Source organism: Edaphovirga cremea, from assembly GCF_003332275.1.
Classification (GTDB): Bacteria; Pseudomonadota; Gammaproteobacteria; order Enterobacterales; family Enterobacteriaceae; genus Edaphovirga; species Edaphovirga cremea.
Window position 1 is genome coordinate 45,355 of the sequence record NZ_QOVA01000017.1, and the last position, 17,957, is coordinate 63,311.

Below are 17,957 nucleotides of genomic sequence, written 5' to 3' on the forward strand. Positions count from 1 at the left end.
GCACACTGAGTCTTGCTAGTTTAATCTATACTGATTTAATAGATGCTCAGCTACACCTTTGTATCCAGGGAAAATTCTGGCTGCGTCGTAACCCAGTTTAGACAAAATATTACATCCTTTTTTTGCTTGTGAGCATGGTAGAGTGAACCGTTTGAATAATACGATGTTTTCTTCTTTTTTGTATGTGTCGGCGACTAGAGTATCAAGCGGTCTGCGATCTACTAAATTGACCAGGCCATTCTGCAAAAGTCGCATCTCATTAATCATTGAAGGTAATTGGATTGGCCAATAAGTAAATAGGCCTTTCTGCGCATTCAAATTGGGATTGTTTGCATAATGAGGTGTGACGAAATCGATGTTGACTCTATTAACTGTTGCTTTTAAAAAAGATATGTGTTCTTTGTTAAGCGCCCATATTTCTAACTTACCTTCTTTCTCGATCGCACCTCTTAGTGCAAAAAATAGTGCTACAAATATGTCATATGTCCAATCAAGTAATCGTGTTGGTATACCATAATGTTGCGTTAGTGCGGCAGTTTCTAATAAGTCTTTGGGGATCCATACATCACTTTCGTAAGGGGTGTTAAGGCCATGAAAATCAAATTGTTGAGCTAGATTAACTCTCATTCTTTCAGAAACCGGAACACCTAATCCTCTTTGATCTGCTAAACGATAAAAAGCTCTTAGGACCGAGTACTCGCCCTTAACTTGCCATGATTGCCAATTATGCTGAGGTTCAATAGGTCTACCTAATCCACATGTTTTCCAAAACCAATCAATATTGTCTAATCTCAATGCTGTCGGAATCAATTCATACGATTCTTGACTATGTCCTCTAAAAATGAAGCCTTCCAAGTTTGAACTCTCTCCCCACGGAGAGAAGAATTCAAACATTTCGTCTACACTCACAAAATCAAGGGATTCAATCATCTAAACGCCTACAAGTAAAAATTCTAAGGATGCCTAGCTCCCGTAAGTCTAAAATTATTCTAGGCTGCTTTCATTAATTTATTCATGCAAAATTACTGCTAGTTCACCATTGTTTCAATAGGTTATTGTGAAATAATAAAATGATGTTCGGCAGAGTCTATGCATGTAGTCCACAATTTTCCCATCCCCCATCCCCCATCCCCCATCCAGCAGTTCAGTGAGAGTTTCTGTGTTGAAGCGGCTAAGAACTGATTACACCAGCGTATGGCTATGTTCGCATCTGGTACACCAAGTAAGGATTCACTCATCTTAGTAAACACGTCAGATCATATCTTCGTTCATAGGCTTCATCCAACTAACCGCATTCCTTTTACCCCATCTTCAAATATACTGCCGTTGTCTGCAGCCTTCACAAAGTCCGCCCACCACTGCATCATCGGGCGACGCTGCTCGAGATAATCACTGCGGTTATAGGCTCGACGCACTTCATTCTTATCCACATGGGCAAGTGCTGCCTCAATAACATCAGGCGGAAATCCTTGCTCATTAAGGGCCGTACTGGCAATTGAGCGCAGACCATGTGAAACGAGGACACCACCAAAACCTGCACGTTTTAGCGCTGCATTCACCGTTTGACTGTTCATTGGCTGGGTCGGTTTGATGCGGCTGGGAAAGATAAATTCTCGATTGCCACTTAACGGCTTCATCATCTCCAATATCGCAATTGCTTCATCTGACAATGGAATAGTGTGATCACGGTTCATTTTCATGCGTGATGCGGGGATTTTCCATTCTCGTGCTTCCAGGTTTATCTCGTCCCAGCGAGCTTCAGCCGCTTCGGCAGGGCGGGTGATAGTAAGAAGTTGCCACATGAACAGGCACCGTGTTGGTAGGATAATGTTGGCGGTACGCATAGTCTGCATGAGTTGCGGTAGCTGATCTGGACGGATGCTTGGCATGTTCTTTTTCTGAGGCCTCTCGAATGCCTTGCCAATATTGACGCTGGGGACAGCATCAATCAGGCCCGTGTTTTGAGCATAAACCATGACCTCATTGATGCGTTGGCACAGGCGACGGACAGTTTCCAATGCTCCACGAGCCTGAACAGGTTGAATTGCTTGGACTAGAGTATGTGCTTTAATATCAGTGATGCTCATATCGCCAATCGCTGGGAACACATCTCTTTCAAGCGAGCGCCAGATATCTTCCGCATAGTCCTCTGTTACGCTGGTTTTCTTCACATTCCACCAACGTTCGGCTACGAGTTTGAATGTATTGGTTTTCGCTTCTAGGGTGCTGCGTAGTTGTTCTTGCTGATGCTCCTGCGGATCGATTTCCTTTGCCAAAAGGCTGCGTGACTCAGTTCGGTATTTACGGGCATCGGCAAGCGTAACCGACGGGTAGGGGCCAATACTCTTTTTTGCGCGCTTCTTGGTGACAGGACGAATGTAGCGAAACTGCCAGATTTTACTGCCGCTGGATTTGATTAGTAGCTCAAGGCCATCACCATCATAGAGAACGTAGTCCGCTTCCTTGGGTTTGGCGGATTCGATTTCCTTGACGGATAAAGGTTTGGTTTGTCTTGCCATTGCCGGGTTTCCATAGTTTTAGGCACCTCAAAAACAATAATGCTTTATGAGGTGCCTAACAAGGTGCCTAAAAGTTTCGGATTTAATTAGTTTGCTTCAGACTTCCCAAGACAAATTGCAGGCACAAAAAAGCCCGCAGGGCTTGTGCCATGCGGGCTCTTTAGACTTTATCGGATGACTCTGGTAATCATCGATTGAAGATTTTGGTGGAGCTGGGGGGATTTGAACCCCCGTCCGAAATTACTACGCCGTCGGCACTACATGCTTAGTCCAATCTTTACATTCGCCGGTTAGCTGCGGATGGACACGCCACTAACAAACTATCCTGATTGGGTTTAACGCTTTCACCCCAGGCAAGGTGTCCACGCGATCTCTTTTAGGTTTGACCTCTCTTGATCCCCGTCTTAAGAGCGGAAGCTAGGGAGAGAGGGCTCTAAGCAGGTTATTAAGCTGCTAGTGCGTAGTTTTCGTCGTTTGCGACTATTTTTTTGCGGCTTTTAACGAGGCCAACCGCCCCTCGGCATGCTCCTTGGGTTTCGCAAATCCCGTCGAATCCAGAATCAGCCCCAAGTACTATTGTGCAGTATATCAGAAAATATGCATGCTAGGCCAGTAGCTTAGCGATTTGCGTTCTTCATGATACGTGCTTTGTCTAATTTCCATTCACGATCTTTGATATCGTCGCGTTTGTCGTGGTCCTTCTTACCTTTCGCAACACCAATTTTGATTTTGGTCCAGGCGTTCTTCCAGTACAACGACAATGCAACGACCGTGTAGCCTTCGCGATTGATACGGCCAAACAGCGAATCCAGTTCACGTTTGTTAAGTAAGAGTTTACGCGTGCGCATTGGCTCACAGACAACATGTGAAGACGCAACATTGAGTGGAGTTATGGTCGCACCGAAAAGATAAGCTTCACCATCTCTCAGCACCACATAGCTGTCACTGATGTTGGCCTTGCCTGCACGCAGTGATTTAACTTCCCATCCTTGCAATGCAAGACCCGCTTCAAACTCTTCTTCGATGAAGAATTCATGGCGGGCACGTTTGTTTTGCGCGATGGTGGCAGAACCGGGTTTGTAGGCTTTTTTCTTTGTCATAGTATTGATCATTATACTGGAAGCGGTGACGAATGAAATCCCTTGGCCGCGAGCACCTTACAATTTTTGCTCCATAAGCAGTATGAAGTGGTTTTTTTGTCTGCAGGCAGATAAATGGTATTATACGTACGTTTTATGTCTCTCAGGAAATGATATGCCTCAGATTAGTCGGTCTGCACTAGTCCCCTTCAGTGCAGAGCAAATGTATCAGTTGGTCAACGATGTGAATTCCTATCCGGATTTTCTACCGGGATGTACGGGAAGCCGGGTGATTGATGCATCAGAAAATGAAATGACCGCTGCTGTTGATGTTGCTAAAGCCGGGATCAGCAAGACATTCACTACCCGTAACAGATTGACTGATAACCAGAGTATCAATATGCAACTGGTCGATGGTCCTTTCCGCAAGTTGAATGGTGGATGGCAATTTACCCCGCTCAGTGCCGAGGCTTGCAAGGTCGAGTTGCATCTGGATTTTGAATTTACCAATAAGCTCATTGAACTGGCCTTCGGTAAAGTCTTTAAAGAACTGGCAGGCAGTATGGTTCAGGCTTTTACCCAGCGCGCGAAAGAGGTCTATAGTGTCTGAAATCCGCGTAGAAGTGGTTTACGCGCTGCCGGAACGACAGTATTTAAGAACCGTTAAGCTGGAAGAAGGCTGTACGGTTGAAGAGGCGATAAAGGCGTCGTCACTGTTGGAAATGCGTGCGGATATTGATTTGTCGCTTAATAAAGTGGGTATCTACAGTCGGCCTGTGAAACTCACCGATCGGGTCAAGGATGGGGATCGGATAGAAATTTATCGCCCATTGATTGCCGATCCGAAAGAACTGCGCCGTCAGCGTGCAGAACGTTCAAAAAAATAAGGCGCTTACCACGCCTTATCTTCTTTATTAATTATTCAACTGCAACGGCTACACACACTCACAGAATCTGAATGTGCGGGCTGTGTGACTCATTTTTTCGTGACTACTTTTGACCATCCAGCTTGGGTTTATTATCAAGATTGGTCAAAACGTTGTTCGAATCAAAGGTCAGCGTCAGGGTCTGTTGTGAGACACTTGCATGGCCTGGTTCCTGACGGAACACATAGAACCAGGTATTGTTACCAAAAGGATCCTGCATCATTGGGGTGCCCAGAATATAGGCGACCTGTTGCTTGGTCATTCCGGTATGAATTTTAGCTACGTCAGCAGGCGCCAGGTAGTTACCCTGGTTAATGTCAGGCCGATAAACCACCTTTTCCAGAGTGGAACAGCCTGCGGTAAGCATAACAAGAACCACAGCGGCAGCAGTCAGCGTTTTACAGCGCATAGTAATCACATTCCTTTAGGGCATAGGATGCCGATGATAATAGACCTTTCATCAGTTGGAAACCTTTACAGGGCTCCTGTATGACCTCAAGGAAATAAAAAAGTTGAACTTTTTTATGCAGCCAGCAGTTCTTTTGCATTTGCCAAGGTATTTCGGGTCACTTCGCTACCCCCTAACAAACGTGCCAACTCTTGTAAACGAGCTCGTTTATCCAGCCGGTCCATCTGAGTCTCTGTTACTTCGCCATCTGTTTGTTTACTGACAAAATAATGTTGATGACCGCAGCCTGCAACCTGAGGTAAATGGGTAACGCACATCACCTGTGTTGATTCACCCAACTGCCGCAATAACTTGCCTACAATGGCTGCTGTTGGTCCGCTGATACCCACGTCTACTTCGTCGAAAATCAGCGCTGGCGTTTCCATTTTTCTTGCGGTAATAACCTGAATGGCTAACGCGATACGCGACAGTTCTCCCCCAGAGGCGACTTTAACCAGCGATTGCATGGGTTGTCCGGGGTTGGTTGTCACCCGGAACTCAACACGATCCGCGCCTTGGGTATTGAGGAATTCAGGTTCATGCTGCACATCAATCATAAATTTACCGTGCGGCATCGACAGGGCATTCATGCTTTGGGTAATCAGTTGCGTTAATTCATCGGCATAATGCTGGCGTTTGGCATGTAACTGAGCAGCGATATCCAACGCCTGGCGGTGATGGCGGCTCACATCTTCGCTGAGTTGAGCATGGTCACTTTCCTGCTCGTTGAGAGCCTGCTGCTCTTCAAGCAATTGACCGTGCAGTGCTGGCAGTTCTTCGGGCGCAACGTGATGTTTACGCGCCAGCGATATCTGGCGGGAAAGGCGTTGCTCCAACTCATGGAGACGATTGGGATCAAGATCCATACGTTCGCTGTAATGACGCAACTCATCACTGGTTTCGCTGATCTGGATAGTGGCTTCCTCCAGCATCCCCAGCAGCTCACCAATCTTTTCATCAAGTTCTGCCAGTTCGGCCAATTGATGTTTGGTGCTATGCATCAGGCTGAGGATATTTTGATCCTCCCCATCCGATAATAGGTAAAGCGCTTGTTGACTGAGGGACAACAACTGCCCGCTGTTAGCCAGACGTTTATATTCGCTATCAATCTGCTCGTATTCACCGGCCTGAGGAGAGAACTCATTGAGCTCCTTCAACTGGTACTGCAAAAGCTGACGACGTGATTCACGCTCAGTTACCAACTGCTGATGCTGAGCCAGCGCGCGGCAGCTTTGGTGCCAGCGTTGATAGGATTGCTGCATTTCTGCCAAAAGTTGTGGCTCATCAGCATAGGCGTCAAGCAGTTGCTTCTGATGTTCAGGTTTAAGGAGTAATTGATGTGCATGCTGGCCATGGATCTGAATCAGATGCTGGCCGAGCTCACGCAGTTGTGAGAGCGGCACTGGCGTACCATTGATAAACCCGCGTGAGCGGCCATCTGTGCCGATGGCGCGTCTTAGCAGGCATTCGCTGCCATCATCAAGCTGGTTGTCGGAAAGCCATTGCCGGGCTGAAGGGGTATCTGCAAGGGCAAACCGTGCACAGATATCTGCGCGTGAAGCACCAGCACGAACCATATTGCCATCCGCGCGGCTTCCAAGGCACAGGCCAAGCGCATCAATAGCAATGGATTTACCCGCTCCGGTCTCGCCGGTTATGGCGGTCATACCCGCCTGAAAGTCGATCTCCAACTCCCGGACGATTGCAAAATTACTGATAGTTAATTGCGCCAGCATGATCACCTTCCTGTATATAACAGCATGACTGTAATTACATACAGTATAAACTGGTTTTATATACAGTAAAGTAGCTGGCGCACTTTTTAGAATAATTTTTTTGACCAGCCAAGTTTTGTACTTAATGTATTGAAATAGCTGTAGTCTTTTGGATGAATGAGATTTAGTTGGAAGTCGCAGCGACGGATAAACACCTCTTCGCCTTCATGGATAGGCAGTGCAATCTGGCTATCGCAACTGATTTCGAGGTCATTGGTGATCTGCGAGAACTTAAGCCGGATGGTGCTGCTGCTGTTAATAACCAGCGGTCGCGCCGACAAAGTATGTGGAAACATGGGAACCAGTGCGATGGCATCAAGACTGGGAGTAAGAATAGGGCCACCGCCGGAAAGAGAGTAGGCGGTAGACCCCGTCGGCGTGGAGATAATCAGCCCATCCGAACGCTGTGAAAAGGCAAAACGTTCATCAATATAGACTTCGAACTCAATCATATGCGCGACTTTGCCAGGGTGAAGAACCACTTCATTGATAGCCGTGGTCATTCTGCACTGATCCCCTTCGCGGCATACCTGGGCTTCCAGCAAGAACCGTTGTTCGCTGAGATATTCACCTTCAAGTACATCGGAAAGCTGTTGCAGCGCATTATCGGGATCGAGGTCAGTAAGGAAACCGAGATTGCCGCGGTTGACCCCGATGACTTTAATGTCATATCGCGCGAGCACCCGTGCAGCACCCAGCATATTGCCATCACCACCCACGACGACGGCGAGATCGGCTTTTTGCCCGATTTCGGCCAGCGTGCCAATAGAGGCATTTTCCAATGCCAAATCATGGGCAACCTGCTGTTCAACAATCACTTCATAGCCTTTGCCACAAAGCCAATGATAGAGCATTTCGTGCGTCGCCAACGCAGAAGGATGGCGCGGATGGCCTACAATCCCAATGCACTTGAATTTTTTATTCATTGTCGTGTTGTTCCTCAGTGGGGATTTTTGCCCTCACATTGTGACCGGCTCTCTTGAATCCCCGGTTTTGATCCCCATAATAAGCGAACTAGCAAGATTAATGCTAAAACGCGGAGAAATTCATGAGTAGTAAAGAACAGAAGACGCCTAACGAGCAAGTCTCGAATGAAATGGATAAAGAGCAAGAGCTGCATGCGGACGCGGTGACCGAGGCGGCAGACGTCGTTGATCCGCGCGACGAGCGCATTGCTGAATTGGAAACGCAGTTGAAAGAGCTTCAACAGCGCGAGCGCGACAGTCTGCTGCGGGCGAAAGCCGAAGTAGAGAATATCCGTCGCCGTACTGAACTGGATATTGAGAAAGCGCACAAATTTGCTCTGGAAAAATTTGCAGCTGAGCTGTTGCCCGTTGTCGACAATCTGGAACGCGCGCTGGCTCAGGGCGACAAATCCAACACTGAACTGGTTGCGATGATTGAAGGCGTGGAATTGACGCTGAAGTCCCTGCTGGATGCAGTACGTAAATTTGGTATCAATGTTGTCGGCGATACCAACGTACCTTTCAATCCGGAGGTTCATCAGGCAATGACCATGATGGAGTCGGATCAGCATGAACCAAATCACGTCATGATGGTTATGCAAAAAGGCTATACGCTGAATGGTCGTCTGTTGCGTCCAGCGATGGTGGCGGTCTCCAAAGCTAAAGCATAACGCAGAGGCATTCGCGCGAACGCGCGGATCAATGTGACCGGTTCACGTATTTCGCCAGCAAGGCCTGAGTTAAGTAATTTACTGAGCTCAGGCCTTTTTGCTGTCTGTTATTCTGCATCCGGCAGATGCGGCATCCAATCGATAGTTGGCAAACCTTGCTGCTGCAACAATGCATTGGTTTTTGAAAAGTGTTTACAGCCCAGGAAACCGCGGTGTGCTGAGAGCGGTGAAGGATGGGGCGCTTTGAGAACATGGTGGCGCGTGGGATCGATAATGCTGCCTTTTTTCTGCGCATGGGAACCCCACAGCAGGAAAATAACGCCCTCGCGATTTTCATTCAATGCAGCAATAACCCGATCGGTAAAACGCTCCCATCCCAGATTTGCATGTGAATGCGCATTCCCTGCCTCAACGGTCAAAACGGTATTGAGTAACAATACGCCTTGATCTGCCCAACTCTGCAAACAACCATGATTCGGACGGATAAAGCCGGGAATATCGCTGCCCAGTTCCTTGAACATATTGACCAGGGAAGGCGGCGCAGGGATGCCGGGACGTACAGAAAATGACAGACCGTGGGCCTGATTCGGCCCGTGATAAGGATCTTGCCCCAGTATCACCACTTTTACCTGATGCAGCTCCGTGTAGCGAAACGCATTGAAAACATCTTTCTGTGGAGGATAAATGGTCTTACCAGACTCCCGCTCCTTTGCAACAAAAGCGAGCGTGTCGAGAAAGTAGGGTTGTTTTTTTTCCTGACCAATGACGTCATGCCAGGTAAGCGAGGTAGACATCAACGCTCTCCTTTGTTTTTACTCATGATTAATTTGCATAGATTACCTTGTCGGGACACGCAGTTAAACCCCAAACATCGATGCGCGTGGGTGTTCGTTTTTTAATCTAAAATTAAAAAAAAGTTGAAAATTTACAAAAATAATCATATCTAACGGATTGGGAAAATTTGATGTAAAACAAAAATTTGGCGATATGCTGAAAATGACCACATCGATTTCGTTGATTTATATCAAAGAATTGCCCATCTCATACTGGTATACAGAACATCAAGGCAACATTGGTTTTACCAATTACGGTAAAGCAAAACATTACGATTCTACTTGCAGCATTCACCTGCATACGGAGGCACCAAATGATTACTGGTATCCAAATTACCAAAGCAAATAACGAAGCCCTGTTGAACTCTTTCTGGTTGTTAGATGACGAAAAAGACGAAGCACGTTGTGTTTGTGCCAAAGCGGATTACGCAGAAGACCAAATTGTACCTGTGAACGAACTGGGTCAGATTGAATACCGTGAAGTTCCTATGGAACTTCAGCCGACTGTGCGCGTAGAAGGTGGTCAACACCTGAATGTTAACGTTCTGCGTCGTGAAACGTTGGAAGATGCTGTTAAGAACCCAGAAAAATATCCGCAACTGACTATCCGTGTTTCTGGTTATGCCGTGCGTTTCAACTCACTGACTCCAGAACAACAGCGTGATGTGATTACCCGTACTTTCACTGAAAGCTTGTAATTTTTCACTGCTATCACAATGAATTGAAAAGAGGAGCGAGCGCTCCTCTTTTTTTATGGTGATTTGCGGGCATAAAAAAACCGCTTTTGCAGGCGGTTTTTACGATCTGTAGAGAATATATTACTCGGCTTCAATTTTTGGTTTGCGGCGTTTGCCCACGTTTTTGGCATCACGCTGACGAACTTTAACCTTCACTTTCTCTTTGCTGCCTTTTTTCACTTCCTGACGCTTGGCCAGGACTTTCTTGGACGGCTTACCGGCAAGTTTTTCACTAGGTGCTTTGGTTTTAGGACGGAATTCATCAATAACCCGCGCCTTGAGCGGCTCATTGAGATAGCGCCCGATTTTGCCTAACAGCAAATGATCGTGTGCTTCTACCAGTGAAATCGCAGTGCCTTTACGTCCTGCACGGCCAGTACGGCCAATGCGGTGTAAATAGGTGTCTGCCGTCAGTGGCATGTCGAAGTTGAACACGTGGCTGATATCGTTGATATCCAGCCCTCGTGCAGCAATATCTGTAGCCACCAGGACATTCACCCGATCTTCGACCATGCGTTTTACAGCTTCGGTGCGTTTCGCCTGTACCATTTCGCCTTCAAGATAACAGGCGGTAATACCCGCTTCACGCAACCAGCCAACCAACTCATGGACTCGCTCGCGTTTACGGACAAAAACGATGGATTTCAACGTCTCAGGCTGCTTGAGCAAATGGCAAAGCAGCGCGGTTTTATGCTTCACATCATCAACGCGATAATACCACTGCAGGATTTTTTTGCGTTCGCGACGGGAAGGATCGGCCTCAATTTCCACCGGCTCTTTCAGCAGGCGTTCGGCAAAGTCACGAATCGCGTCACCTTCGAGCGTTGCGGAAAACAGCAACGTCTGGTTACGCCAGCGGGTTTCACCGGAAATAGTTTCGATATCTTGGGCAAAGCCCATGTCCAACATACGGTCGGCTTCATCAAGAATCAGCGTTTCAACTGCACGACAATCAAAGTTTTCTTCTTTGATGTATTGCAGCAAACGTCCGGTGGTTGCAACCACGATATCCTGATTCTCGCTGAACACTTCAGCATGATTCATATAGGCCACGCCGCCGGTAATTGTCGCGATATCCAGCGACGTATGGGCAGCAAGTTCGCGAGCCTGTTCTGCAACCTGCATTGCCAGTTCACGCGTCGGGGTCAGAATAAGAATACGGGGCGGGCCCGATTTTTTACGCGGGAAATCCAGCAGATGCTGTAACGCCGGCAAAAGGAAGGCGGCGGTTTTACCCGTGCCTGTCGGCGCCGAACCCAATACATCGCGTCCATCCATTGCAGGCGGGATTGCCTCGGCCTGAATGGCAGTTGGGCGTTCATAGCCTTTATCACGCAGCGCGTTGATTAGGCGTTCATCGAGATCGAGTTCGGAAAAATTGGTTGCTGTCATTGTCTACCTCTACTTGGGGCGCCGATTATAGACGTGTTAGACGCGATCTTCACCTATTTAAGCGGTAACGATAGCTTTTCCTCGAAATAAGATTGCCCTATGCTACGCGGGATTTGAATAACAGGCATGCAATGACCGTGACTAAAGTGAAAAGAGACGCTGGGAATCGCCCGGAACTACGACGCAATGGCTTCACCTTTAAGCAATTTTTCGTTGCACACGATCGCTGTGCGATGAAAGTCGGCACGGACGGTGTGCTGTTGGGGGCATGGGCTCCAGTCGGCAACGTATCCCGAGCGCTGGATATTGGCAGCGGCAGCGGCCTGATAGCGCTGATGCTGGCGCAGCGCAGTCATGGACTTATCGCCATTGATGCCGTCGAACTCGAACCTGATGCCGCTTCGCAGGCGCGGGAAAATGCGCAGTCTTCACCTTGGGCGGATCGTATTTCGGTTTTTGCACAGGATATCAGTGAGTTTGCGCAACAGCACCCGCAGGCTTACGATCTGATTGTCAGTAATCCACCTTATTTTGAATCTGCCGTTGCCTGCAGGGACGAGGCGCGCAATACCGCTCGATACACGCAAACGCTGACTCACGACACTTTGCTGCGCTGTGCGCAGGATCTTCTGGCTGATGCGGGAATGTTCTGTGTGGTTTTGCCTTACGCCATTGGCGAGAATTTTGAATCGAATGCGCATGCTTCAGGTTGGTTTACAGCAATAAGAGTGAATATCCGCGATCGCGACGATAAACCGCTGCACCGTATGTTGTTGGCGCTGTCACGGCAGAAAATTGAACCAGAGATTCAGGCGCTGAGTATTCGCAAGTCGGAGGGGAGTTATAGCGAAGAGTTTTGCAAATTGATCGGTGATTTCTATCTGTTCTATTGAACAGTCTTCCTCTCAATAACTAAAAAAGCTGGCGCGAATGTTCGCACCAGCTCCAGAGATTACGGCTGCAAAATGGTAGGTTGCGGGTTATCCAGTAGATTCGGGTAGTCAAGCGTGAAGTGTAAACCCCGGCTCTCTTTACGCGCCATCGCACTGCGAACGATCAATTCGGCTACCTGCGCCAGATTACGCAATTCCAGCAAATTATTTGAAATGCGGAAATTGGCGTAATACTCATCGATCTCCTGCTGCAGCATGTTGATACGCCGTAAAGCACGCTCAAGACGCTTCGTGGTACGGACAATACCGACGTAGTCCCACATAAACAGGCGCAACTCATGCCAGTTATGCTGGATAACAACTTGCTCATCAGAGTTATCGACCCGGCTTTCGTCCCATAAGGGCAGGCTGGCCGAATGTTTTACGTGCGGCAGGCGCTTGATAATATCTTCCGCTGCCGACCAACCGTAAACCAGACACTCCAGCAACGAGTTGGAAGCCATCCGGTTTGCACCATGCAGACCGGTATAACTCACTTCGCCAATGGCATAGAGCCCGTCGAGATCGGTGCGCCCGTGTTGGTCCACCATCACGCCGCCGCAGGTGTAATGTGCCGCTGGAACAATGGGAATCGCTTCTTTGGTGAGGTCGATACCCAATGACAACAATTTCTCGTAAATCATCGGGAAATGCTGGGTGATAAACTCGGCAGGTTTATGGCTGATGTCCAGATACATGCAATCCGCACCCAACCGCTTCATTTCATGGTCAATTGCGCGAGCGACGATGTCACGCGGTGCCAATTCGCCACGCTCATCAAAATCAGGCATGAAGCGTGAACCGTCAGGTCTTTTCAAATACGCGCCTTCACCGCGCAATGCTTCGGTCAGCAAGAAGTTCCTGGCCTGTGGATGGAAGAGACAGGTTGGGTGAAACTGGTTGAATTCCAGATTGGCAACCCGACAGCCAGCACGCCAGGCCATGGCAATGCCGTCGCCGGAAGCTACATCAGGGTTGGTTGTGTATTGATAAACTTTCGCTGCACCGCCCGTTGCCAGGATAACGGCTTTCGCACGGAACGTTTCGACATGCTCACGCTTGCGGTTCCAGACATAAGCCCCAACGACCCGGCGCGTGCCTGCAAAACCCAATTTGCTTGAGGTGATCAAATCCACGGCATTGTGTCGCTCCATCACACAAATATTCGGATGCGCACTTGCTTTCGCTACCAGCGTAGTCTCTACTTCTTTACCTGTTGCATCAGCAGTATGCAGAATCCGCCGGTGACTATGGCCGCCTTCACGCGTGAGGTGGTATTGTTCCTGGCCTTTGGCATTCGTTTCTGTATCGAAAAGTACGCCTTGATCGATGAGCCATTGCACGCAAGTGCGGGCGTTTCTGGCTATGAATTCCACGGCGTCTTTATCGCATAGGCCCGCTCCGGCAACCAATGTGTCATCGACGTGAGAGGCAATACTGTCCGTTTCATCAAAAACAGCGGCGATCCCGCCTTGTGCGTAATACGTGGAGCCTTCGGTCAAAGGTCCTTTGCTGAGTACAGTAACTTTACAGTGTGCGGCAAGGCGTAACGCCAAAGACAGCCCTGCAGCACCACTCCCGATGATCAATACATCGCTGACATGTTCAGATGATGGTTGCATAACGTATGATGTGTGCAGAAGAAGAAGGAAATTCATGTTAGCCTAATTGCCCGGGCAAATGCCACGGACATGAGACATCAACAGAAAAAACAATGGCAATGTGGAACTTAACCGTCCACATGAACTCCAAGCAGGTGCTTGCTCAGGAAAATAAAATGAAAGCTGGCAGTACTATTTCACGCGTGGAGACGGATTTGGGGAGAAATTACCTCGGATGAGCGAGCAGTTAGCGGATCAGGTTCTGGTAGAGCGGGTCCAGAAGGGAGATCAAAAATCGTTCAATTTGCTGGTGATTCGTTATCAGCATAAAGTGGCGAGTCTCGTTTCCCGCTATGTACCTCAGGGCGATGTGCCTGATGTGGTGCAGGAATCCTTTATCAAAGCTTATCGTGCGCTTGAATCATTTCGCGGCGATAGTGCTTTTTACACATGGTTGTATCGTATAGCCGTAAATACAGCCAAAAATTATCTGGTGGCTCAGGGGCGACGTCCACCATCCAGTGACGTTGATGCAAATGATGCTGAAAATTATGAAAGCGCAGGCGCATTAAAAGAAATTTCGAACCCTGAGAACTTAATGTTGTCTGAAGAGTTACGACAAATAGTTTTCCGAACTATTGAGTCACTTCCTGAAGATCTCCGAATGGCGATCACCCTCAGGGAGTTAGATGGACTTAGCTATGAAGAGATAGCCACCATCATGGATTGTCCGGTGGGTACAGTAAGATCGCGTATTTTCCGGGCTCGGGAAGCTATTGATAATAAAGTTCAACCGCTGATTCAGCGTTAGCGATAGCGGACACAGGAAGGGTACTTAGGCATGCAGAAAGAACAGCTTTCCGCTCTGATGGATGGTGAAACGCTAGATTCTGAGCTCCTTAGCTCGTTATCGAACGATAAAGCGCTTCAGAACAGCTGGCAGAGCTATCATCTGATTCGTGATACGCTTCGGGGTGATATTGGTACCACGGTGATGCATTTTGATATTGCTGATCGTGTCGCCGCTGCCCTTGAGAATGAGCCAGCACGCCTGGTTCCCCAAGCTATACCTGAATCACAACCTCAGCCTCATACCTGGCAGAGAATGCCTTTCTGGCAAAAAGTTCGCCCATGGGCGAGCCAGATTACCCAAGTGGGAGTTGCCGCTTGCGTATCGTTGGCCGTAATTGTTGGTGTTCAACAATATAATCAGCCTGATGCCAGTGGTGCTTCGCCAGAAACACCCGTTTTCAATACATTGCCTATGATGGGCAAAGCTTCACCTGTGAGTCTGGGTGTCCCGTCGGAAAATGTTTCCGCCAACGGTGGTCAGCAACAGGTTCAAGAACAGCGTAAACGTATCAATGCGATTCTGCAGGATTACGAACTCCAACGTCGCCTGCATTCTGATCAGTTGCAACTGGATATTACCAATCCACAGCAAGCTGCCGTTCAGGTCCCAGGAACTCAGACTTTAGGAATGCAATCGCAGTAATGAAGCAATTTTGGTTTGCCGTCTGTGTGCTGACAGGCAGCCTGGTTTATCCGTCTCTCGCCCCGGCGCAAACACCTGCGTCCGGGGCGTTGTTGCAACAGATGAACAGCGCCAGTCAGTCTCTCAATTATGAGCTCGCCTTTATCAGTATCACCAAACAGGGGATTGAATCTCTACGTTATCGCCATGTGATTTCTGGTAAGCAACCCCTCGCACAATTATTGCAAATGGACGGTCCGCGACGCGAAATTGTCCAGCGCGGCAGTGATATCAGTTACTTTGAGCCAGGGCTTGAACCCTTTACTCTCAGTGGTCAACATATTGTCGACTCTTTGCCTTCTATCGTCTTTTCAGATTTCGCTCAGCTTGCGAAGTATTATGATTTCATCTCTGTAGGCCGCACCCGTATCTCAGACCGTCCTTGTGAGGTAATTCGTGTGGTTGCCCGGGATGGAACGCGCTACAGCTACATTGTCTGGATGGATGAAGCCACCAAGTTACCGTTAAGAGTAGACTTGCTCGATCGCGATGGTGAAACACTCGAACAGTTCCGGGTCATCTCTTTTGTTGTGGGTGACGAGGTCAAGGGCGTTTTGCAAGGTTTGGAAAAAGCCAATTTGCCACCGTTACTGACGATCCCGCCTTCCGATGACGTGAGTTTAAACTGGCAGCCCAACTGGCTTCCGGGCGGAGTAAAAGAGGTCTCGCGCAGTCGCCGTAACTTGCCAAACCTGGCGGTTCCGATAGAATCACGTTTATATACTGACGGTCTGTTCAGTTTTTCTGTGAATATAAACCCTACTCAGTCCCCTACTTCTGAACAATTTGTTCGACAGGGACGCAGGACGGTACAGACAGAAATTCGTGATGGCAAAGAGATCACCGTAGTCGGTGAGTTGCCACCGTCAACTGCAAAACGTATTGCCGATAGCGTTGTGTTCAAAGCTGCGCAATAAAGTGAGGGGCCGACGATGATGAAGGAATGGGCCACGGTAGTCTCGTGGCAGAAAGGGGTGGCGCTTTTGCGCTGTGAACCTCAATCTGGCTGTGGTGGATGTAGCTCCCGCTCCAGTTGTGGTACCCGTGTCCTGAACAAACTCGGTCCTGACGCGCGCCATCAGTTACGTGTCGATATTGATCAACCCCTTGAGCCCGGCCAGAAAGTGGAACTGGGTATCACTGAAGGCAGTTTGTTGCGTTCAGCGTTGTTGGTTTATATGACGCCGCTGGTCGGAGTTATCTTCGGTGGTGGTGCCATGCAGTGGGGATTCAATTCTGATGGTCTGGCGCTGTTGGGTGCCGTTGTTGGTGGTGCGCTGGGTTTCCTGATTGCCCGCACTCTGGCGAAACGTTTGGGCGAAGGTAATGATTATCAGCCTGTAATATTACAGATTGGACTACCACCCGATGCATTTCGAGTGCATGCAGAAACTGAATAGTCACTTTTTAAATAGTCACGTTCTGATCGGAATTCGACTTTCGATCATATGCTCTATCAATGCAATAAACAGGTCTGCACTAAACAATGAAAGGTAAGGGATTGAAAATAATACCTTGCCTTGGACATCCAGCAATCGGATTGTCTGTTCAGATTCACCCCCTTTGATCGTATGAATTTCTTCAATTGAAATCGCCACGTTTTCCGTGGTCAGTGAAAGCGCGCTAAGCCGCAACTGTTTTTCATTCATCATGAAAAAATTACGCATTAACAAACATTTTAGACGACCCTCTGTGCGGTAGAAGAAGCTGACATGCCCATCATTTGCCAATCGATTTAATGACGCAGGGCCACGCTGAAGCAACTGTTGATCGATGATGGCTTTAATCAAACGTTTCGCGCCAGATACATTTGGAGAAATTTTGTTCCATTGGTTATAGATATCAGTTCGGAAAGCCATTGCATGCTTAAGTCTGCCTGCATATTTTCCGGCACGATAAAGATAAATATCCGAGATTTTTTCGAAGGGAATAAAGCGATCTTTATGGTCGTGCTGATTAATCACCAAAACCCCATTTTCATGCAACTCATAGACTTGCGAGGGCTTGATATATTGCCGCAGGAATATGAAGAGGATTCCTGACACAATACAGCTCATCCCCGCCAGGAGTGTCAATTGCACAACCTGCTCATCAGGTTTGTCGGCCAGCAATAGCAGTAGCAGCATTACTGCGCCAGCCAGCATGAGAAATACAGAAATAACTATTACTATCCACGAGTTGGTTTTAGCAAAACCATGGTGACTCAAGAATCGTCCTTCGTCGATCATAATAAAATACCCTTGTAACCAGAACCTATTAATTTCAAAGTAAAAAAACACCCTTCCTCCGCGTATGTTTTATTGTCATGCCAGGATCGGGCATGGCGGAGTAATACTCTTTCTAGTTAAATGTTACATTTGTGTAAATGGGTATTGTCCTAAAGCAGGGACATTGCATCAGGAGTGCGAGCCAGATTAAGAAAATTAATGTATGGCCGTGCGCGCATACATGTTGATACCTCACTTTCATAGCAGGAGGTAATATGATGAAGTCCATACAATTTGTAAGGTTTACTATCGATGTCAGGACAGTTGCTGAGCGACAG

19 protein-coding genes and 1 other RNA gene are annotated in these 17,957 nt (G+C 48.1%); 9 read left to right on the forward strand and 11 right to left on the reverse strand.

The window, feature by feature from the left end:
- Positions 1-15 precede the first annotated feature (15 nt).
- The 4 genes from DRI82_RS18190 to smpB all read right to left on the reverse strand — a co-directional run bounded on the left by DRI82_RS18190 (position 16) and on the right by smpB (position 3,619).
- Positions 16-930 carry an FRG domain-containing protein gene (locus DRI82_RS18190; protein ID WP_114195327.1) on the reverse strand — a complete coding sequence of 305 codons (915 nt, stop codon included), beginning with the start codon at positions 928-930 and terminating at the stop codon, positions 16-18.
- Between the two features lie 347 nt (positions 931-1,277).
- Positions 1,278-2,519: an integrase gene (locus DRI82_RS18195; RefSeq protein WP_114195328.1), complete on the reverse strand. Its 1,242-nt coding sequence runs from the start codon at positions 2,517-2,519 to the stop codon at positions 1,278-1,280.
- A gap of 204 nt (positions 2,520-2,723) precedes the next feature.
- Positions 2,724-3,087, reverse strand: a transfer-messenger RNA (tmRNA) gene (ssrA, locus tag DRI82_RS18200).
- 49 nt (positions 3,088-3,136) lie between these two features.
- Positions 3,137-3,619 (reverse strand): SsrA-binding protein SmpB, encoded by a 483-nt coding sequence (smpB, locus tag DRI82_RS18205; RefSeq protein ID WP_114195329.1) that lies wholly within the window; start codon positions 3,617-3,619, stop codon positions 3,137-3,139.
- 154 nt (positions 3,620-3,773) lie between these two features.
- Here smpB and DRI82_RS18210 point away from each other — a divergent pair, with 154 nt between their 5' ends.
- Positions 3,774-4,208, forward strand: a complete 435-nt coding sequence (locus DRI82_RS18210; protein WP_211317682.1) for a type II toxin-antitoxin system RatA family toxin — start codon at positions 3,774-3,776, stop codon at positions 4,206-4,208.
- Entirely contained in the window at positions 4,201-4,485 is a 285-nt protein-coding gene (locus tag DRI82_RS18215) for an RnfH family protein (RefSeq protein WP_114195331.1), read from the forward strand. The genes DRI82_RS18210 and DRI82_RS18215 overlap by 8 nt, the downstream gene beginning before the upstream one ends.
- A 103-nt stretch (positions 4,486-4,588) precedes the next feature.
- Here DRI82_RS18215 and bamE read toward each other — a convergent pair whose 3' ends face one another.
- The 3 genes from bamE to nadK form a co-directional block, all read right to left on the reverse strand.
- A complete protein-coding gene (bamE, locus tag DRI82_RS18220; RefSeq protein WP_114195332.1) occupies positions 4,589-4,933 on the reverse strand; it encodes an outer membrane protein assembly factor BamE in 345 nt (114 codons plus the stop codon).
- Between the two features lie 113 nt (positions 4,934-5,046).
- Positions 5,047-6,708 (reverse strand): DNA repair protein RecN, encoded by a 1,662-nt coding sequence (gene recN, locus DRI82_RS18225; protein WP_114195333.1) that lies wholly within the window; start codon positions 6,706-6,708, stop codon positions 5,047-5,049.
- Between the two features lie 86 nt (positions 6,709-6,794).
- Positions 6,795-7,673: an NAD(+) kinase gene (gene nadK, locus DRI82_RS18230; protein ID WP_114195334.1), complete on the reverse strand. Its 879-nt coding sequence runs from the start codon at positions 7,671-7,673 to the stop codon at positions 6,795-6,797.
- A gap of 122 nt (positions 7,674-7,795) precedes the next feature.
- On the opposite strand from nadK, the gene grpE reads away from it, so the two are divergent.
- On the forward strand, positions 7,796-8,383 hold the full coding sequence (gene grpE, locus DRI82_RS18240; RefSeq protein ID WP_114195335.1) for a nucleotide exchange factor GrpE: 588 nt from the start codon (positions 7,796-7,798) through the stop codon (positions 8,381-8,383).
- 107 nt (positions 8,384-8,490) lie between these two features.
- Here grpE and ung read toward each other — a convergent pair whose 3' ends face one another.
- The gene (gene ung / locus DRI82_RS18245; protein WP_114195336.1) at positions 8,491-9,177 is read right to left on the reverse strand and encodes a uracil-DNA glycosylase; all 687 of its coding nucleotides are present in this window, start codon (positions 9,175-9,177) and stop codon (positions 8,491-8,493) included.
- A gap of 353 nt (positions 9,178-9,530) precedes the next feature.
- Here ung and grcA point away from each other — a divergent pair, with 353 nt between their 5' ends.
- Entirely contained in the window at positions 9,531-9,914 is a 384-nt protein-coding gene (grcA, locus tag DRI82_RS18255) for an autonomous glycyl radical cofactor GrcA (RefSeq protein WP_114195338.1), read from the forward strand.
- A 120-nt stretch (positions 9,915-10,034) separates the two neighbouring features.
- Here the strand turns inward: grcA and srmB are convergent, their stop codons facing one another.
- Positions 10,035-11,345 (reverse strand): ATP-dependent RNA helicase SrmB, encoded by a 1,311-nt coding sequence (srmB, locus tag DRI82_RS18260; RefSeq protein ID WP_114195339.1) that lies wholly within the window; start codon positions 11,343-11,345, stop codon positions 10,035-10,037.
- A gap of 131 nt (positions 11,346-11,476) precedes the next feature.
- On the opposite strand from srmB, the gene trmN reads away from it, so the two are divergent.
- Positions 11,477-12,238 carry a tRNA(1)(Val) (adenine(37)-N(6))-methyltransferase TrmN gene (gene trmN / locus DRI82_RS18265; protein WP_114195340.1) on the forward strand — a complete coding sequence of 254 codons (762 nt, stop codon included), beginning with the start codon at positions 11,477-11,479 and terminating at the stop codon, positions 12,236-12,238.
- Positions 12,239-12,297: 59 nt separating this feature from the next.
- Here trmN and nadB read toward each other — a convergent pair whose 3' ends face one another.
- Positions 12,298-13,899, reverse strand: a complete 1,602-nt coding sequence (nadB, locus tag DRI82_RS18270; protein WP_211317683.1) for an L-aspartate oxidase — start codon at positions 13,897-13,899, stop codon at positions 12,298-12,300.
- 214 nt (positions 13,900-14,113) lie between these two features.
- Here nadB and rpoE point away from each other — a divergent pair, with 214 nt between their 5' ends.
- From rpoE to rseC, 4 genes are read left to right on the forward strand one after another with little or no spacing between them, the layout of a single operon-like run.
- On the forward strand, positions 14,114-14,689 hold the full coding sequence (gene rpoE, locus DRI82_RS18275; RefSeq protein WP_114195342.1) for an RNA polymerase sigma factor RpoE: 576 nt from the start codon (positions 14,114-14,116) through the stop codon (positions 14,687-14,689).
- Positions 14,690-14,719: 30 nt separating this feature from the next.
- Positions 14,720-15,373: an anti-sigma-E factor RseA gene (gene rseA / locus DRI82_RS18280; protein WP_114195343.1), complete on the forward strand. Its 654-nt coding sequence runs from the start codon at positions 14,720-14,722 to the stop codon at positions 15,371-15,373.
- Complete coding sequence (gene rseB, locus DRI82_RS18285) at positions 15,373-16,329, forward strand: sigma-E factor regulatory protein RseB (RefSeq protein WP_114195344.1); 957 nt, start codon at positions 15,373-15,375, stop codon at positions 16,327-16,329. Before rseA ends, rseB begins: the two co-directional genes overlap by 1 nt.
- Positions 16,330-16,344: 15 nt before the next feature.
- Positions 16,345-16,812, forward strand: a complete 468-nt coding sequence (rseC, locus tag DRI82_RS18290) for a SoxR-reducing system protein RseC (protein WP_114195345.1) — start codon at positions 16,345-16,347, stop codon at positions 16,810-16,812.
- Between the two features lie 15 nt (positions 16,813-16,827).
- Here rseC and DRI82_RS18295 read toward each other — a convergent pair whose 3' ends face one another.
- Entirely contained in the window at positions 16,828-17,640 is an 813-nt protein-coding gene (locus DRI82_RS18295; protein WP_114195346.1) for a hypothetical protein, read from the reverse strand.
- Positions 17,641-17,957 lie beyond the last annotated feature (317 nt).

Coding starts and splice junctions, on each gene's coding strand:
- DRI82_RS18295 (WP_114195346.1), bottom strand. CDS start 17,640: ATGATCGACGAAGGACGATTCTTGAGTCACCATGGTTTTGCTAAAACC.
- DRI82_RS18190 (WP_114195327.1), bottom strand. CDS start 930: ATGATTGAATCCCTTGATTTTGTGAGTGTAGACGAAATGTTTGAATTC.
- bamE (WP_114195332.1), bottom strand. CDS start 4,933: ATGCGCTGTAAAACGCTGACTGCTGCCGCTGTGGTTCTTGTTATGCTT.
- smpB (WP_114195329.1), bottom strand. CDS start 3,619: ATGACAAAGAAAAAAGCCTACAAACCCGGTTCTGCCACCATCGCGCAA.
- rseC (WP_114195345.1), top strand. CDS start 16,345: ATGATGAAGGAATGGGCCACGGTAGTCTCGTGGCAGAAAGGGGTGGCG.
- grcA (WP_114195338.1), top strand. CDS start 9,531: ATGATTACTGGTATCCAAATTACCAAAGCAAATAACGAAGCCCTGTTG.
- trmN (WP_114195340.1), top strand. CDS start 11,477: ATGACCGTGACTAAAGTGAAAAGAGACGCTGGGAATCGCCCGGAACTA.
- rseA (WP_114195343.1), top strand. CDS start 14,720: ATGCAGAAAGAACAGCTTTCCGCTCTGATGGATGGTGAAACGCTAGAT.
- grpE (WP_114195335.1), top strand. CDS start 7,796: ATGAGTAGTAAAGAACAGAAGACGCCTAACGAGCAAGTCTCGAATGAA.
- DRI82_RS18210 (WP_211317682.1), top strand. CDS start 3,774: ATGCCTCAGATTAGTCGGTCTGCACTAGTCCCCTTCAGTGCAGAGCAA.
- recN (WP_114195333.1), bottom strand. CDS start 6,708: ATGCTGGCGCAATTAACTATCAGTAATTTTGCAATCGTCCGGGAGTTG.
- rpoE (WP_114195342.1), top strand. CDS start 14,114: ATGAGCGAGCAGTTAGCGGATCAGGTTCTGGTAGAGCGGGTCCAGAAG.
- nadB (WP_211317683.1), bottom strand. CDS start 13,899: ATGCAACCATCATCTGAACATGTCAGCGATGTATTGATCATCGGGAGT.
- DRI82_RS18195 (WP_114195328.1), bottom strand. CDS start 2,519: ATGGCAAGACAAACCAAACCTTTATCCGTCAAGGAAATCGAATCCGCC.
- rseB (WP_114195344.1), top strand. CDS start 15,373: ATGAAGCAATTTTGGTTTGCCGTCTGTGTGCTGACAGGCAGCCTGGTT.
- ung (WP_114195336.1), bottom strand. CDS start 9,177: ATGTCTACCTCGCTTACCTGGCATGACGTCATTGGTCAGGAAAAAAAA.
- srmB (WP_114195339.1), bottom strand. CDS start 11,345: ATGACAGCAACCAATTTTTCCGAACTCGATCTCGATGAACGCCTAATC.
- nadK (WP_114195334.1), bottom strand. CDS start 7,673: ATGAATAAAAAATTCAAGTGCATTGGGATTGTAGGCCATCCGCGCCAT.